This window comes from Actinoalloteichus sp. GBA129-24, assembly GCF_001941645.1.
Taxonomy (GTDB): Bacteria; Actinomycetota; Actinomycetes; order Mycobacteriales; family Pseudonocardiaceae; genus Actinoalloteichus_A; species Actinoalloteichus_A fjordicus.
Genome location: NZ_CP016078.1, coordinates 44,720 through 59,408 on the forward strand (window position 1 = coordinate 44,720; position 14,689 = coordinate 59,408).

Genomic DNA, 14,689 nt, shown 5'->3' on the forward strand with positions numbered 1-14,689 from the left:
CGGGGCGTTTCGGCATGTTCGCCCTCACTCGAGCGGGGGGCTGACCTCGCAGCTCTCGGGCATGGCGGCGCAGGCCGCGCAGACGTAACCGGTCCGCCCGGTGCCGTCGATGATCTCCTTGAGCGCGACCTTTCGCGAGTCGTCGTCGCAGTAGTCGTTCTGGCAGTGGCCACGCCGCGCCCGTGCCGCCGCGCGCTTCTCTGCCGCCGCTTCCCGCTTCGCCTCGGCGTCTACTTCGGCGGTGATCTCAGCCAGCAACTTCCGTGCTTGCGGGATGGCGTCGACCGCCCACCTGTCCACATCAGGAACGAGTGCGCGGATGCGTGCCCGGTGCCATTCGGTGTCGTGCGTGCCGTTGTCGACGTCGGCGCCGATCTCATTACGCACCCAGCGGACGCGGTATCCATGCTCAGTCATCGTCTCGGCCAGGCGCTGCCCGGCCAAGCCCAGCGCCATCCTCTTAACATCCACGTCGACGTCGCCGACCTCATCGATAGTTCGCGCCCAGGTGATGTGCTCTCCGTCGTCCCCGGTGAGGTCGTGCCACGTCACGTAGGTGACATCTCGGCGGGTGGTCACGCGCGCTCCTCCTCGTCGGTGTCGGTCAGCTCGTCGACCAGGCACCTCGCGCAGTGCTCGCAGCGCGTCCACCACGCTCGGGTGGAGGTCCCGACGAGCCACACCGTGTCGCCGGGGTACGGGTAGGGACCTGGGTCGGGATCGGGGATGCGTCCGATGAGCGCTTCTCCGGTCCCCTCGGCGTCGCGGATCGAGTCGGGCCGGGAGCGGAGTTCGTTGATCTCGTCGAGGACTAGCATCAATTCCTCCTGGCGGGGAGTAACGATCTGTATCTCTGCGTAGCATCTCAGGCGGGTCGGACAGTTCGGGATCAGGTGATGTCGCCCTCATGGCGATCACATCCCCGCAGGTCACACGCTGTCCCGGTGACCGAGCCCGCCTACCCGACCCGCTGCGACCGTGGCCACCCGCTCGTCCCCGGCTGGCTTCTTGTCGGCTGGCATCCCTGCGACTGCACCCCCGGACTCCTCGGGCATCGCACCGTGACCTGCGTCCGCTGCCTGGACGCCGGAGCGGGCCGGGACACCTGGCATCACCCGCCGTGCAGCGGCAGCGTCCTCGGACGGCGGTCGTACTGATCACCCCCGCACGGGCGGGGAGGATTCGTCAGAGGATGGTCTCCAGCGGCCCCGCGTAGACCCACAGCGCTCGAGGCGGTCGGTGTTCCTCCGGGTCCAGCGACACGCCCTCGTCCTGTCGAGCCGCGTCGATCACCATCCGGTAGGGAGCCGACGGTCGAACCCGCTCTCGCGTCTCGGGGTGCCGGTTGACGTCGTCGACTGCCTGCGCCGCAGCGAGCGCCAACGCCTCGTCGAGCGGAATCTCCCGCGTCGCCCCGTCCACGGGGCCGCCGACATAGGTGGTGGTGATCTGTTGGGCGAGCAGCTGCTCGCCCACGGTGTCGATATCCATGCCCCTGTGTATCGGCAACAGGGCCGACGCGATCAAGGCCGAAACGAAGAAGACCCCGAACCGGTCCGGTTCGGGGTCTTCTCTCTTGCGGGCTTCGCCCTGCAAAATGGAGTATTGAGATCCGCCCGGCCTGGGCCGGTACTCGCCACCCGGGCAAGCCCACGTGGCGCAATGTCCGATCGTCGCAGACACACGACGGTAGACGTTTCGATCCGCGCCCCGATCTCTCGGGACTCTCACACCAGGCCAGCCTGGTGGAGCCAGCGGCCGAAGCCGCGCACACAGCATATCAGGGCGCCGACTTCCGCTTTCCGCGACCTGGTCGGCCCTCGATCCAGGCGTCGATGGTCGAGGGCTTCCACGCTGCCCCGCCGTCGGTGGTGTCGGGGGCGGGCATTTCCCCTCGTGCCCGGTATCGGTGGATGGTGCGGGGCTGCACGCCGATCCGGGCCGCGACCTCGCGCGGCGACAGAATCGTGTTGTCGCCCGACGTGAACCGATGCAGGGTGGTCCCCCGCCCGGCCAGGAGTGCCGCCATGTAGGGCGCGAACTCCGGGACGAGTTCGGTGACGCGGTCGGGCGCGGGTCGACTCCAGACGTCCCAGCCGAACACTGTGAGACCGCGCTGCCCGCCATCGCCGATCGGCAGCACGGTGCCGTCCTTGAGGATGCGGCGTGCGGGGGTGTCGTCTCCGGTGACGACGGCGTGGACGCGGGCGTTTTTCGGGGCGGAGTCGCCCTTGCGGCCGGTGACGGTGACCCAGGTGATGGTGGCGTCGTCGAGGCGGGTCATGTGCCAGCTGGCGCCTGCGGTGTAGGTCATGATCAACCCTTCGGTTTGTCGCACTTTGTGTTGACGTACCGACCGTACATCAACTAGAGTTTGTCGCACAAGGTGTAGACAAACTTGGAGTTGAGATGCTGAAGAAAACCCTCCGCGACGGACGCACCGTCACGATCGTGCGAGACCACCGAGGAGTCCTCGCCGCGAAACTCGCCGACGGCAGCACTCTCGCCCGCGGCGTCCTCGAGCGGCACCCGCGCCCACCGGCCCCCGAGATCACCCACCGACTCGGGCGACTCGGGCTCACCACGTCGGAGGCGGCAGAGGCGGAGAGGCTGGCGGCGCAGCCTCGGCTCGCTCCGGAGATGCCCCTGGTGGACCAGAGGGAGGCGCTGGTCCGCCGCATCACCAGCGCGATCGATGCGGACAGCGACGACCGGGCACGCGCCCACGACGCGGGAAACCCTGCCGGGTATTACCGCGGACGGAAGGCGCAGAACGACCTCGCCATCGCTGCGGCGCACCGCGCCCTCGGCGACTTTGACCGTGCACACCCCGAGGTGGTCGAGCAGGAGCGGGCGCGGTCGGCTGCGGACGTCCAGCGCTGGGCCGGGTGCTGAAGCAGCGAACGCGGGACTCTCGCGCCGGGCGAACCGGCGGAGCCAAGACGCGATCCCCGGACGTGCCACGGCCCCGCCTGCGGGGGATCAGGCGGGGCCGTGGTGCCGGACGTGGGATCAGGCGTCCGGCAGCTCGGGGGCGTGGGCTGCCGCCCAGGTGCGGAGTTCGGCGCGGCGGTCCAGACCAAGCCGCTCGCGCGCGTGGCGGAGGTGGCTCTCGACCGTTCGCGTTGGCATCCCGAGGTCGTCCGCGATCGCCGCCGGGGCCATCCCCCGGGCCAGCCTCGCGAGGACGCGGGCCTCGGTGGGCGTCGGCCAGCGGCGGGGCATCACGGCGGTCACGCGGCGACCAGCGCTCTCGACGGGGCGTGGCCGAGGAGTGCGTCCATCAGGAGGTCGGTGTCCTTGAGGTCATCGAGGATCGCGTCCGGACCGGCTGCCTCCAGGTCCTCCCGCGGGTCCGCACCGCCGCAGACCACCACCACACGGGTGCCAGCGTGACGCCCGGCCCGGATGTCTTCCACGGTGTCGCCGAACACCACTGCGTCACGGGGATCGGTGCCAGAACGCTCGAGCGACAGCAGCGCTGTATCGCCGCGCACCCATGCTTCGTCGCCCCACGCGGACGCCTCCACATCGACGAAGCCTTCCGCTCCGATCGCGGCCAGCTTGTCTATCCCCGGCAGCAGCATGTTCGCGCTGACGATCGATACGTCAAAGTGAGAGCTGATGTATGCCTGGCGGAGGAACTCCATTGCTCCTTGTCGCGGCTGGATGAGGGGCATCCATGATCGGCGACGTTGGCTGGCCAAGGCGGCGATCGCCCGGACTGAGTCCTTCACCGTGTCGTCGTCGTGTTCGTCTTCGGCTGCGATGAGGTTCCGCCGCAGTCGGTCCCATGCGGTGATTCCGGTGGGCAGCTTCAGAGCGGGGTACTTCCTGTGCCGCTTCTTCGCGAACGCAGCTGCGTAGCAGTCGAAGACTGACCCTTGCGGGTCGACGAGGGTTCCGTCGAGGTCGGCGAGGATTCGGATTCGGCAGCTCACGGCTGGTTCTCCTTCGCGGCAGGGGTGGCGGTTCGTCGTCCGGGGCTGGGCTGGTGCGTGCAGCGCATCTCGTGTGCGTCGGAGGCGGGGAAGTCCTCGTCCTCCCGGCCGCACCAACAGCAGGTGCGCGTCAGCCGCTTGCTGCGGTCCTGCTCGGTTTCGTCGTCGCGCCTGTGCATCCACGGCTTCATGACTCGCCCCCGTGGCAGGCGGGGCACGGCTGGAGCCGCTCGCCGTCGTCGGCAGGCCGAAGCACGGCGCCGCAGCGCGCGACGTCAAGCGCCCGGTACTGCGGGTCATGGATGTGCGAGTAGCCGGGGCGCAGCAGGCCCGCCCAGACGGCGCCTTTGAGGGTGCCTTTGAGGGCAGTCACCGTGACACCGCCCAGTAGAGCTGTTGAGCGGACCATGCAACACCTAGCACGCATATGAAAATGCAGGCGGCAGGAAACATGAGGAACCCCCTCGTTCTCCCAGTTCAAACCCGTTGCGCAACAATATACCGATGCTGTGCAACGGCGGCAACGCGGGTAGCGAATGCGAGGGTCATGTGACTATGATGTGTTGCATGGCAGGCAACAGCGGCAACGCCGCAACCAGGGCGATCGGTGAAGAGGTCGCCTCGTATCGCAAAGAAAAGGGACTGAGCGCCCGCAGTCTCGCCACACTCGCCGGGTTCAACGTGTCCACGATCTCCCGCGTCGAGTCCGGGAAGATGACCCCGTCAGTGGCCGTCCTGTCGACGATCCTCGCGCGCCTCGACGTCGTCGGGCCGGAGCGGGAACGACTGCTGTCGATGGTCGACGCTGCCGCTGCACCGCAGTGGATTGAGACCGGTGCGGGTCTGCCGCATCAGTTGCACGCCCTGCTCCGGTTCGAGCGCTCCGCGACGTCGGCCACCGAGGTTCACCCTGTTCTGGTCCCCGGCCTGTTGCAGGCCGAGAAGTACACGCGCGCGATCCTGCGGGCGTCGAATGTCCCGGACGAGGTCGTCGAAGCGCGCGTCGCGGTTCGCATGGGTCGACAGCGGGTCCTGCCCGCGCTCGCCTTCGAGGCAATCATCGACGAGACGGTGCTGCTGCGGCCCCTTGGCGGCAGCGGGGTGATGGCGGAGCAGTGCGAGCTGCTTCTGGACCGGTCCAAGCAGGGGACGACAGTTCGTGTCCTACCGATCGACCGGCTGCACCCCGCGCTGAACGGGGCGTTCTCGGTGTTCCGGTTCCCCGCCGACCGGCCGATCATCCACCTCGAGCACCTGTCGTCGGGGGTGTTCATCGACGACCCCGAGAGGACGCCGCCGTTCCTCAACGCGGTGGATAGTCTCCGTGAGACCGCGATGAGCCCGGCCGACTCGCAGGAGCTCATCGCGGCCTACAGAGACCGCCATCGACGAAACGAGGCAGAGTAATGACGGTACTGCATGGCTGGAAGAAATCATCTCGGAGCGGCGCAGAGTCGTCCTGTGTCGAGGTCGGCCAGGCCCCCGGCATCGTCGGTATCCGGGACACGAAGAACCGGGACGGCGGAACCCTCGTCGTCGACCGGTCGACGTTCGGCGCGCTGCTCGCGTCGATCCGGGCCGACCGGCTCCGCTGAGCCAGTGGCGGTCACCCCGTTGGCGGGTGGCCGCCACCCAAGCGGCAGGCGCGAGCATGTCCCGGCCGACGACACGATCGGGACATGGCGAAGAAAGACGACGGCGGGCTGTTCCCCGAGCCGTGCCGACACACCAGCACCCGACAGACCGAGCACGAGATCATCTGCACCGCCTGCGGCGAGGTCGTGGGCACCGCACCGCACTTAGGAGCGAAACCATGACCGTCTCATCGTGGGGCGACGTGACGCCCGGCGTCCCCGCCCATCATCACTGCCTCGCAACGCTGGAGTACGCCTCCGACCCGGCCCGGTGGGCCGACGCCTCCACCGAGAAGCCCACCCTGGTGGCGTGGTCTCCGAGCGAGGTGATCACCTGGGTTCGCGAGCAGATCGCCGAGCACGTGGACGAGGCTGTCCGCTCCGAAGGTGGAGAGGGGACGTCGATGGCCGAACTGCTTGACCTGTACTCGGCCGACCCGGCCCCGCTGGGTTCGTGGGAAGCGCTGCCGAATCTCTGGGAGCGGCTGGGGAACTCGACGTCGCGAGGGGGCTGGGCGATGGAGACCTGGAAGCTCAGCTCGGGTCGCCGCCTGGTCCTCCAGGTCCTCAGCTACGCCGATCGTGGCCAGCCGCCGGGCGAAACCAGGGGCCGCCTGTACGAGGTGTGCCGATCGCACAACCGCCCTGCCGAGGTTCCGTACCGGGCTCCGGCGGAGCTGGCCGCAGTCTGAGCCCGCAACGCAACGCGCCCCCCACGCCGTGCTGGCGTGGGGGCGTCGTCGTTCAGCGGCGTCGTCCGCCGCGCTGGTGTCGTCGGCGGTCCGGACGCGGCAGGCGGGTTGGACGTGGTCGGCGGGGCATGGGCGGCTCCTCGGGTAGTGGTTTCCTACCCCGGAGGTCTGCGCGCCCGGTCCGGTCTGCTCAGCGCCAGCTGCGTTTCGTCGGCGGCGTCGCGTCCTCCTGCGCCTCCGCGAGTCGCTCCGTGGCGGCGGGCGGACGGTCGATGGCCGCGCCGATTCCGAGCATGGCTAGCACTGTCGACCGTGCCTCCCAGTCTGGATGTGCCGTGGACATGGCGTTCGTTGCGGCCGTTTCGTGCTCGTCGAAGTTCATTCGTTCCTCTCGTGGTCTCCCGCGTCTACCGGTCTCCCGCCTACCGCATCCGGCGGTGGGCGGTGGTGGGGTGCGACCTGCGGTTTCTCCGCACCCTTGCCGGTGTCGCGGGTCTTCCCGGTATAGGCGGGAGAGGTGATATGTGCAGGTCAGAGCGGTAGGACTCGGTAGAGCGGTATACCGGGTCCTACCGGTGGTCTACCGCTGTTCTCCCGCCTTCCGGAGGGAGGACACGAGGTAGCCGCGCACTGTTCCCCTGCCGGGAATGTGGGCCTGCTCGCTCTCGATCCCCCACCGCTTCTTGAGTTCGCGGGTGAGCGCGGCGCCCTCCCGGGCGATGGCCGGGGTGTCTCCGTGGCGGGCTTTCCCGATCGCGGTGATGAGGTCCTTCGCCGCAACCATCTGGGCACCGGATGCGGTGGTGAGCACGAGGTCCGGACGCGCGCCGATCGCGTCCAGGATCGCCTGTAGCGGCTGCGGCAGGCGGCGGGCAGGGGCAGCGGGGGGAGCGGGCTCCGGGGCGGCGGGAGGCGGCTCGGGGGCAGCCTGCGGGGTGGGGGTCGCTGGCACGGCGGGTTCGCCCGGCTCGGCGTCGAGCACGGGCAGGGTTTCCAGCGCGGCGAGTGTGTCGCCGATGCGCTCGTCGGTCAGCTCGCGAGCCAGTCGACGGCGAGCTGTACTCCTTTGCAAGCGGGCGGTCGCTTCGCGCATCTTCTGCACGCCGGGACTGACCGCAGGCTCGGCGGTCGGAATGGGCGCAGGCGAGGCTGGTTCCTTCCCGGAGTAGACGTAGGCCAAGAACTCCTCCGGGGACGACTTCCACCTGTCCGCGAAGGCGTTGTCCGCGACGGTCAGTACGTCGCTGGCCCAGGACGGCCAGGTGCCACCGAGTCCAGCGACCGCCCGCGCTGACGCGGGAATGGACCGGAGCTTCTCCATCTTTGCGAGCATCGGGGACCGTTTTCCGACCTTCACGTAGGCGGTGCCGGGGTGGGTCAGGTTGACGTTGGTCATGCCGTAGGTCACGTCAGGTATGACGCGGCCGAGGTCAGCCGGGTCGGCGGACCGAAACGCCATGTGCCATGTGAGATTGGCCTTGATGCTGCCTCCCTGCATCCCGAAGTGGTCGGTGGTTCCACGCTGAGAGGCGAGAACGAGGTAGACGAACGCCCCCGTCGCGCCGCTGGTGAGCGCCTCTATCAGGGCTGATGCGTCGCGGGTGACCCCGTCGTGGCAGGTGATCTTCACGCGGGACTCGATGAGGCGGTGGACCTCGTCGAGGAACACTACGTAAGCGGGCCACTCGCGCGTCGGCTTTGTGGGTCGCTGTGAGGCCGGGGTGGAGAAGAAGTGGTCGGCGTACTGCCACATCGCGGCGAGCAGTCGCATCGCAGATATGGCAGTAGGTGACAGCCACCCGAACGGCGTCCGCAGGCTCTGTCCGGACTCCAGGTCTGCCAGCCATGGGGACACGAGGTCGGCCAACTTCCACGAGCCTCCCACGAGCGGGACCGCGTCCGAGCAGCGAGCCACGTGCTCGATCGCGGACTGCATGGTCGTGGACTTGCCGCTCTGGGAGGCTCCGATCATCTGCCCGTGTCCTCGCAGGCTGATCTCAACCCTGGAGCCGTCCAGGTGTTCACCTGGGCACCAGGGGTCCTGGATAGAGACCGGCTCGGACGAGGCGGGGCGCAGCCGTTCCTGGGCGAGGACGTCCCTCGTGAGCAGGCGGACCTGGGCTGTCCCCGCAGTGAGCCCGCGCTCGATCACGACCGATCCGTAGGCCACCTGAAGGTCGGGCCACTGACGGCCAGCGGCGGTGGCGATCCGGTCCGGGGTCTTCGCTCCGAACAGGACGTCGAGGTCTCCCTCGACTGCGGCGACGGATGCCGTGTAGCCCGCAGCGAACCGCTCGACGCCGACGACCCGGACCGAGACGCCCTTGAGGTCCAGGACGGGTTGCCATGCGGATGGGTCGGACGGGTCACCTGTCCCGACCGTCCCCGTCCGCACGCCACCCGTTCGTCCTGTCCCGCCCGTCTCGCCCGTCCCGTCTGGCGAAGGCGCGACGGGCTCGGGCAGGGACACGAGTAGCGGGTGCAGGACGCCCCACGCCACCACCGCGAGCAGCAGCAGGGACACGACAATCCCGCCGGAGATCACTGTCCCGGCGGCGAGCGCCCACGTCAGCCACGCCGAGGCGAGCACGCCGATTCCCCACGTCATCCAGCGGGCGGCTCGCCGCTGTCCCCATGTAGCGGCCAGCCGACGATCCAGTGCCCACTGGATGCGCCAGTGGGCGGCGGCGACGGCGAGCAGCCCGCCGACGGCCGCCGCCCACGGAGGTGTGGACGTGGCGGAGACCAGCACCGCGGCAAGGCCCCACAGGGATATCGCTCCCATGAGCGCCCAGGCAGCCGCCCTGGGTACGGTCATCTCCTCCACGTCCACTCCCATGTCAGCCCCTCACGTTCCAGTGCTGCTCGTTCGCACGCGGGGACTCGTGGCGGTTGAGGTCCACCTCGTGTTCGCGGACGAACGCCATCGCGGCGTCCTCCGCGCCCTGCTCCGTCGCACTCACGGCGGCACCGAGTTCACGGAGAGTGTCCGCCACGGAGGGGGCGTAGGGGTAGTTCGCCGCGATGTTCTCGGCTAGTGCGGCGAACCCTGCGCCGAGGTCGCGGATCTCGCCGGGCAACGCCATGAGGGCGTTCTTCATCTGGGTGGGCTCGTCGGGGTTGAACGCGGCCAGGGACTGGGCTGCGTCGGAGATGCCGAACATGCTTCCTCCTGCGATCACGGGTCGGGTCGGGCTGGACGGACGTTCCGTCCGGGTCGGGTCGGGTCGGGTTTCGGGGGTCGGGTCGAGGTGGACGGTCGGGCGGAGCCGGTCGACGCGCGTCCGTCCGCTGGCCGGACGTCGGGGGACGACCACCGGGGGACGGCGGAGACCGGACGCCCCGACAGGACGGTCGAGACGGGGGACGGGGGTCGGTTCGGACGGCTGGGACGGGACGAACGGACGCCCCGCCGCCTTCAGTCCGACCGCCCCGTCTCGGACGGCCTCAGCGGCGGACGCTGCGGCACGGCGGGCGGCGAGGCGCGGATCGGGCAGGCCCTCGAACGGGTCGCGCAGCGCCTGTCCCATGGGGGCGAGGTAGCGGTCCCAGATCCGTCGGTACTCCCGCTTTGACTTGCCCTGCTTCTCCGCAGGCTTGCCGTTGCGCCACGAGTCGTCGATCGGCAGGTCGTCGTCGCCGTCGACCAGTTCCTCTTCCTCGGCGGCCAGGCGGGCCTCCTCGGCGGCCACACGCGCGTCGTACTTCGCCTCCCGCTTCATGTGACGCTTCTCTTTGCCGTCCTCGATCCGGGCACGTGCCCACTCCCGCATCAAGGACGGCTCGCTGCGCGTCTTGGGCTTCTTGCCGCCGCCTCCGTGGGTGGTGTGCGTCGAGGTGTCCTTGACCTTCGGCGGCGTCCGCTTCGACGCAGGCGTCCGTCCCGCCGTGGACAGAGCGGACCGTCCCGACCCGGCTCGGGCAGCGGACGGCGTCCGGGCCGGACGGACACCACCGGGCCGGGGCGAGGGACGGGCACCAGCCGACCGGGGGGACGCGGGCCGTCCGGCCAGCCGGGTCGGACCGGTCGGACGTCCCGTCCCCGTCCGGCGTCCAGCGCTGGGGAGCCCGCCGGAGCGGGTGGCGGTGGTGTGCCCGGCGGTGCGACGGGCACGGGGAGAGGTGGGGCCTGCTGGCGTCCGCCCACCCGCCCGTCCTCCTGCGGGTCGGGACGGTCCCGTCCCGGACGTCCGTCCGGCGAGACGTCCAGTCCGTCCGGTCGGGGTCGTCCCTCCGCGCTGTCCCGCGTTCGGTGTCCGGCCGCGTCCGGCGAGGCGACCGGCGAGACCGGGGCGGGCCGCCCCGGCTCCGGTCCGTCCGCCTGTCCGACCCGTGTTCGTCCCGGCCCGTCCGGTCCCGGCCGTCCGTCCCCCGCCTGCCGTCCGTCCTGTCCTTCCGGCCACCGTGGGTCGGGTGCCTGCGGGACGGGCGGCTGCGGGACGGGCCGACCTGATCCGGTCAGCCAGACGGCGGACGGTCTGGGAGGCGGGACGGGGCGTGCTGGACGGACGGGAGGACGGGGAGCCGGGACGGGACGGGGCGGACGCCCCCTTCGGGGAGGGCTTCCCTCCTGTCCCCGAGCTGGCGGACGTGCCTGCGGGCTTCGAGGCCGTCTTCCCGCCGTCCTTCGTCGCCGCCTTGGTGGCCTCCGCAGCCGCCTTCGCCCGCTTGGCCTTGTGCGCCCGGATCACCAGCCACGCGGCGAGAGCCCCCACGGGCGGCAGGAGCCCGGCCCACCCCCACGCGGAGATGAGCACAGCGGACGCCCCGAGTCCGCCTGCCCCGGCGGCGACGGTGCCGACGGCGCGCACGGGGACACCCCCGGCCGCAGTAGCAGCCGGGGGGACCTCGGTCGTCTCGGGTGGTGGAGTCGCTGGTTGTTTCTGCTGGTCAGGCACGGGGACTCCTAGAAGATCGAGTTCCAGACGCTGACCGCGGTGGCGGCGATGCCGTTCACCGAGGCCGACGCGGCCTGGAGGAGGTTCGGGCCGATGGTGGTCGATGAGAGAACGACCCCGGCGACCGTCGCGAGGACAATCGCGATGATCATTCGGCCGCGACGGCCGATCAACCACGCGAGGAAGCAGAAGACTGCGAACAGGGCATATCCGGCAATCACAGGGCACTCCCAAGGGCACTGAGGACGGCAGGGACGCCGCGGTTGGCGATGAGTACGACGGAGAGCGCGACGGCGACGGCGAGGAACGCAGGCTGGATCAGCCCCTCCTCGGTGTCGGAGCCGCAGGGCGTGGTCCACGGCAGGCGGACGTACCGCCAGCCGCCGATCGGCCCGAGCAGCGGGACGCCCATCGGAGTTCCGGCGTCGAGCAGCAGGTGTGAGGCCCACCCGGCGGCCACGGCGTAGGGCAGCAGGGGCACGACGTCGGCGACTGCGGCGGACGGGTCGATCAGCACGCCGAGGACGAGCAGTCCAAGCGGGACGGTCCAGCCGTCCCGTCCGACCGCCCGGCGGAGCATCAGTCCCGACCCGGCCAGCAGGACGGCCGTCCCGATCAGGGCGCCCGTCCCCACTTCGGGGACGAGCAGGTCCGTGGCGATCGCAGCCAGCCAGACGGCTCCGAGGGTGTGGGTGATCCCCCGGTGTCCTCCGTCCTGCGCGGGACGGTCGGGACGGACGAGGACCCGTCCGCCCGTCCCCCGGTAGACCGTCCGTCCTGCCGTCCCGACCGTCCGGGACGCGATCCGTCCGACCGCCCCGAACGCCGTCGAAGCGGTGGACTCCGGGTGGTCGATGTCCGGGGCCAGCGCCGCCCCGGCGGCCACGGTGCCGAGGACCGCCGTGGCGGCCAGCCCGACCCCGGACACGACCGCGACGCCCAGCCCGGCGAGCCACCCTGCGTAGAGGTGTGTGCGGCCCCTCATCGCGTCCACCCCCGCAGCGGCGGATCGGCGGTGATGGGCAGGTCGCTCGTGGTCCGGTGCCACGGTCCGGGGTGTCCCGGTCCGCGACGCCAGATGCGGTCCACCGCCCACTCGTAGATGGAGGTGGCGGCGGCCTCGTCGGGCCAGTCCTCCTCGGACATCGCCGCGACGGGGTGTCCGGGGTGGACGATGCCCGTCCACCACGTCCCGTCCGTCCGCTGGTGGAGGGTGACCCTCCGGACGGCGGACGGGTCGGCGGTCGGCCACAGCTCGGTCTGGCGGATCATCCCGTCACCGCCTGGTAGATCACGATGGCGAGGATGACTAGCGGGGCGAACATGCCGAGCAGGTAGATCAGGTCCATGCCGTCGCGCTTCATGCTGCCCTCCGGGCGTTCAGTTCGTCGCGGACCTTGCGGGCACGCTCCGCCTTCACGCCGCTTCCGCGCATCTCCCGCAGGGTGTCCTGCACCCAGTCCTCAGTGATCCGCTGTCCGTCCGGGACAACACCGTTGGCGTGCTGCTCCAGCTGCTCGATCAGCTCGTCGAGGGACTGCCGGGCCGCTGCGATACGTACAGGGGACGGAGTCGGACGGGGCGGGACAGCCGAGGTCGGCTCGGTCGGACGGTCGGGACGGGCTGACCGGTCCACGGCCTCGTCCCGGTCGGACAGCGACAGCCCGAGGACTGCGGCGAAGTCGGACACGCCTAGCCGAGGGGACGGGTCGGGTCGAACCTCTGGGCGAACTGCGACCGGGACGGTTTCGGCGGGACGGGGCTCCGGGTTCTCCCGGTCGACGCGGGGCTTCCCGGGCGAACGGGTTTCCTTATCCTGCTTCCGGTCCGACCCTCGTGGCGTGTCCAGGTCTTCCTGGTAGTCGGCCTCGGCGTCGAGGCGGGCAGCGACGGACGCCATCTCCCAGGCTCGCTCCGAACCCCATGACGGGTCCAGGGTCCGCAGGCGCGCAGCCCGGTAGTAGATGACGGGGTGCATGATCCGCTGCATGGCCTTCTCGCGAAGGTCGGCGAGGTCGAATCCCGCCCGCTGCTCCCGAGCGAGAGTGACGTAGGAGTGCCACGTGATCGGGGCAAGCAGGGATACGCCGCCGAGGACGAGTCCGGTCATGAGGTCGTTGGACAGGTCGGCACCGTGCACCGTGTTGATGACGGCTGCGATCCCGGAGAACAGCCACATGCGGGCGATGTGCTTCCCGCTAGGAAGACCTCGGCGAGAACACCATGCGGCGAACACGCCGAACACCCAGCCGACCCCGACGACTACAGCGGCGATCGGGTAGGCAAGGTCGATCATGAGGTCGACAACGGGGATGCGGAATTCGAGTGGGAGGCTCAGGTAGTAGGAAATCTGCGCGGCGAGGTCGACGGCGGACGACCCCCCGGACAGGAGGATCGCTACGGTCAGCGCGCCTTGGTCGGATGCCCACTGGCGCAGCGATCGGCGCTTCGACTCGCGCCTGCGACGGCGGAAGAGGCCCATCACCGGCCCCCGCCGGTCAGCCGGTCGAGCCATCCTCGGCGGGGAGCGGAGGCCCGCTCCTGCTCCGCCTCGTGGGCTTCCTGCGCGAGGGATTGGAGCCCCCGCAGGAGATCGGCCTGCTCGGCACCCTGGGCGAGCGTGGCGTGAACTTGCGCGGCGGCGAGGTTGGCTGTGGCGTCTCGCGCCCACGAGAGAGACAGCCTGCCGTCGTCGACCTGCGCGGCGGCCAGGTGCTGCGCCGCGGCGGCGCGGTGCTCGTCGGGGGTCATCGCCGCACCCCGATCCGGGCGAGGAACCGGCGGGGGAGCTTCGTGTCCTCGGCGGCCCGATCCGCGATGAGCCGCTGGTCGCGCGCCCGCTGCGCCGCCTGCCAGGCGGCGTTCCGCGCTGCCATGTCCGTGGCCATCCGCAGCTGGGCATCGAGGACGAGCGCGTCGGCGAGCAGCTCGACGCTCCGGTGGTCGCCGCGCTCAGCTGCCGCGAGCACCGCGTCGAGGCGGTCGGCGTCCACATGGGTCTCGGCCTGACCGGCCAGGGTCCGTCCGGCGCTGAGGAGTGCGCGGGCGGTGATCCGGTCGGACATCGCCCGACGGGTGTCGTCGGTCCCGGACTGGTGGTGCTCGATCTGGCGTGCGGCGGCGGAGGTCGCGGCGTCCAGCAGACGCCGAACGGGGGTCGGGGCGCTCATCGGGCACCCGCCTCGACGGTCGCAGCAGCCTGCGCGAGGGTGGCGTACACCTGGGCGGCGGCGAGCCAACCGGCGCTGGGCGCGGTTCCCATGCCGACCTCGCCCGCGTTGGTGAGGCACTCGGCGGCGGCCACGGTCAGCTCGGCGCGGAGCGCAGGGTGGCGCTGCGTGCCATCTGGGTTGTGGAAGCCGATCAGCGGAAGCCTTGACATACTGGCAGGCACGGCCTGCTCCTCTCGTGGATCGAGATGGTAGGAGTGGGTCGAGGCCCTCGGCCAGCGTTTGCCGCGCTGCCGGGGGCCGTCTTAGACGTCAAGACGGAATGGGCTCGCAATTCGGTCACCGAGTTCGCGA

The 14,689-nt window shown here is 70.5% G+C and carries 23 protein-coding genes; 6 read left to right on the forward strand and 17 right to left on the reverse strand.

Going from position 1 to position 14,689, the window contains the following annotated elements; translation table 11 throughout:
• Positions 1-24: 24 nt before the first annotated feature.
• On the reverse strand, positions 25-579 hold the full coding sequence (locus UA75_RS31370; protein WP_075740750.1) for a hypothetical protein: 555 nt from the start codon (positions 577-579) through the stop codon (positions 25-27).
• Positions 576-818: a hypothetical protein gene (locus UA75_RS31375; RefSeq protein ID WP_075740751.1), complete on the reverse strand. Its 243-nt coding sequence runs from the start codon at positions 816-818 to the stop codon at positions 576-578. Before UA75_RS31375 ends, UA75_RS31370 begins: the two co-directional genes overlap by 4 nt.
• A 126-nt stretch (positions 819-944) precedes the next feature.
• Between UA75_RS31375 and UA75_RS33645 the strand changes: the two genes are divergently transcribed.
• Positions 945-1,157, forward strand: a complete 213-nt coding sequence (locus UA75_RS33645) for a hypothetical protein (protein WP_157434192.1) — start codon at positions 945-947, stop codon at positions 1,155-1,157.
• Positions 1,158-1,185: 28 nt separating this feature from the next.
• Here UA75_RS33645 and UA75_RS31380 read toward each other — a convergent pair whose 3' ends face one another.
• Positions 1,186-1,491 (reverse strand): hypothetical protein, encoded by a 306-nt coding sequence (locus UA75_RS31380; RefSeq protein ID WP_075740752.1) that lies wholly within the window; start codon positions 1,489-1,491, stop codon positions 1,186-1,188.
• A 289-nt stretch (positions 1,492-1,780) separates the two neighbouring features.
• On the reverse strand, positions 1,781-2,314 hold the full coding sequence (locus UA75_RS32340; RefSeq protein ID WP_083690699.1) for a helix-turn-helix transcriptional regulator: 534 nt from the start codon (positions 2,312-2,314) through the stop codon (positions 1,781-1,783).
• 95 nt (positions 2,315-2,409) lie between these two features.
• On the opposite strand from UA75_RS32340, the gene UA75_RS31390 reads away from it, so the two are divergent.
• Positions 2,410-2,895, forward strand: coding sequence for a hypothetical protein (locus UA75_RS31390; RefSeq protein WP_075740753.1), 486 nt, complete (start codon positions 2,410-2,412; stop codon positions 2,893-2,895).
• Between the two features lie 117 nt (positions 2,896-3,012).
• On the opposite strand, the gene UA75_RS31395 is transcribed toward UA75_RS31390, so the two are convergent.
• Genes UA75_RS31395 through UA75_RS34225 form a run of 4 tightly spaced genes read right to left on the reverse strand, consistent with a single transcriptional unit; the run spans position 3,013 to position 4,314 of the window.
• The gene (locus tag UA75_RS31395; RefSeq protein ID WP_075740754.1) at positions 3,013-3,237 is read right to left on the reverse strand and encodes a response regulator transcription factor; all 225 of its coding nucleotides are present in this window, start codon (positions 3,235-3,237) and stop codon (positions 3,013-3,015) included.
• The gene (locus UA75_RS31400) at positions 3,234-3,941 is read right to left on the reverse strand and encodes an HAD family hydrolase (protein WP_075740755.1); all 708 of its coding nucleotides are present in this window, start codon (positions 3,939-3,941) and stop codon (positions 3,234-3,236) included. The genes UA75_RS31395 and UA75_RS31400 overlap by 4 nt, the downstream gene beginning before the upstream one ends.
• Complete coding sequence (locus UA75_RS34220; RefSeq protein WP_075740756.1) at positions 3,938-4,120, reverse strand: hypothetical protein; 183 nt, start codon at positions 4,118-4,120, stop codon at positions 3,938-3,940. Before UA75_RS34220 ends, UA75_RS31400 begins: the two co-directional genes overlap by 4 nt.
• Before the next feature lie 8 nt (positions 4,121-4,128).
• Complete coding sequence (locus tag UA75_RS34225; protein WP_075740757.1) at positions 4,129-4,314, reverse strand: hypothetical protein; 186 nt, start codon at positions 4,312-4,314, stop codon at positions 4,129-4,131.
• A gap of 194 nt (positions 4,315-4,508) precedes the next feature.
• Here UA75_RS34225 and UA75_RS31415 point away from each other — a divergent pair, with 194 nt between their 5' ends.
• The 4 genes from UA75_RS31415 (at position 4,509) to UA75_RS31425 (ending at position 6,267) form a co-directional block, all read left to right on the forward strand.
• On the forward strand, positions 4,509-5,348 hold the full coding sequence (locus tag UA75_RS31415; RefSeq protein ID WP_075740758.1) for a helix-turn-helix domain-containing protein: 840 nt from the start codon (positions 4,509-4,511) through the stop codon (positions 5,346-5,348).
• Positions 5,348-5,536 (forward strand): DUF397 domain-containing protein, encoded by a 189-nt coding sequence (locus UA75_RS31420; RefSeq protein WP_075740759.1) that lies wholly within the window; start codon positions 5,348-5,350, stop codon positions 5,534-5,536. The genes UA75_RS31415 and UA75_RS31420 overlap by 1 nt, the downstream gene beginning before the upstream one ends.
• 84 nt (positions 5,537-5,620) lie before the next feature.
• Positions 5,621-5,758 carry a hypothetical protein gene (locus UA75_RS33650; protein ID WP_157434193.1) on the forward strand — a complete coding sequence of 46 codons (138 nt, stop codon included), beginning with the start codon at positions 5,621-5,623 and terminating at the stop codon, positions 5,756-5,758.
• A complete protein-coding gene (locus UA75_RS31425) occupies positions 5,755-6,267 on the forward strand; it encodes a hypothetical protein (RefSeq protein WP_075740760.1) in 513 nt (170 codons plus the stop codon). Before UA75_RS33650 ends, UA75_RS31425 begins: the two co-directional genes overlap by 4 nt.
• Before the next feature lie 580 nt (positions 6,268-6,847).
• Here the strand turns inward: UA75_RS31425 and UA75_RS31430 are convergent.
• The 9 genes from UA75_RS31430 to UA75_RS31470 all read right to left on the reverse strand — a co-directional run bounded on the left by UA75_RS31430 (position 6,848) and on the right by UA75_RS31470 (position 14,559).
• Entirely contained in the window at positions 6,848-9,106 is a 2,259-nt protein-coding gene (locus UA75_RS31430) for a hypothetical protein (RefSeq protein WP_075740761.1), read from the reverse strand.
• A gap of 1 nt (position 9,107) precedes the next feature.
• Entirely contained in the window at positions 9,108-9,989 is an 882-nt protein-coding gene (locus UA75_RS31435; protein WP_157434194.1) for a hypothetical protein, read from the reverse strand.
• 1,184 nt (positions 9,990-11,173) lie between these two features.
• The gene (locus UA75_RS31440) at positions 11,174-11,386 is read right to left on the reverse strand and encodes a hypothetical protein (RefSeq protein ID WP_075740763.1); all 213 of its coding nucleotides are present in this window, start codon (positions 11,384-11,386) and stop codon (positions 11,174-11,176) included.
• Positions 11,383-12,150, reverse strand: a complete 768-nt coding sequence (locus UA75_RS31445) for a metal-dependent hydrolase (protein ID WP_157434195.1) — start codon at positions 12,148-12,150, stop codon at positions 11,383-11,385. Before UA75_RS31445 ends, UA75_RS31440 begins: the two co-directional genes overlap by 4 nt.
• Positions 12,147-12,437 carry a hypothetical protein gene (locus UA75_RS31450; RefSeq protein WP_075740765.1) on the reverse strand — a complete coding sequence of 97 codons (291 nt, stop codon included), beginning with the start codon at positions 12,435-12,437 and terminating at the stop codon, positions 12,147-12,149. Before UA75_RS31450 ends, UA75_RS31445 begins: the two co-directional genes overlap by 4 nt.
• Positions 12,438-12,525: 88 nt before the next feature.
• Positions 12,526-13,680: a hypothetical protein gene (locus UA75_RS31455; protein ID WP_198044264.1), complete on the reverse strand. Its 1,155-nt coding sequence runs from the start codon at positions 13,678-13,680 to the stop codon at positions 12,526-12,528.
• Complete coding sequence (locus tag UA75_RS31460; protein WP_075740767.1) at positions 13,647-13,916, reverse strand: hypothetical protein; 270 nt, start codon at positions 13,914-13,916, stop codon at positions 13,647-13,649. Before UA75_RS31460 ends, UA75_RS31455 begins: the two co-directional genes overlap by 34 nt.
• Positions 13,913-14,335: a hypothetical protein gene (locus tag UA75_RS31465; RefSeq protein ID WP_075740768.1), complete on the reverse strand. Its 423-nt coding sequence runs from the start codon at positions 14,333-14,335 to the stop codon at positions 13,913-13,915. Before UA75_RS31465 ends, UA75_RS31460 begins: the two co-directional genes overlap by 4 nt.
• Positions 14,332-14,559: a hypothetical protein gene (locus tag UA75_RS31470; protein WP_157434196.1), complete on the reverse strand. Its 228-nt coding sequence runs from the start codon at positions 14,557-14,559 to the stop codon at positions 14,332-14,334. The genes UA75_RS31465 and UA75_RS31470 overlap by 4 nt, the downstream gene beginning before the upstream one ends.
• Between the last annotated feature and the right edge of the window lie 130 nt (positions 14,560-14,689).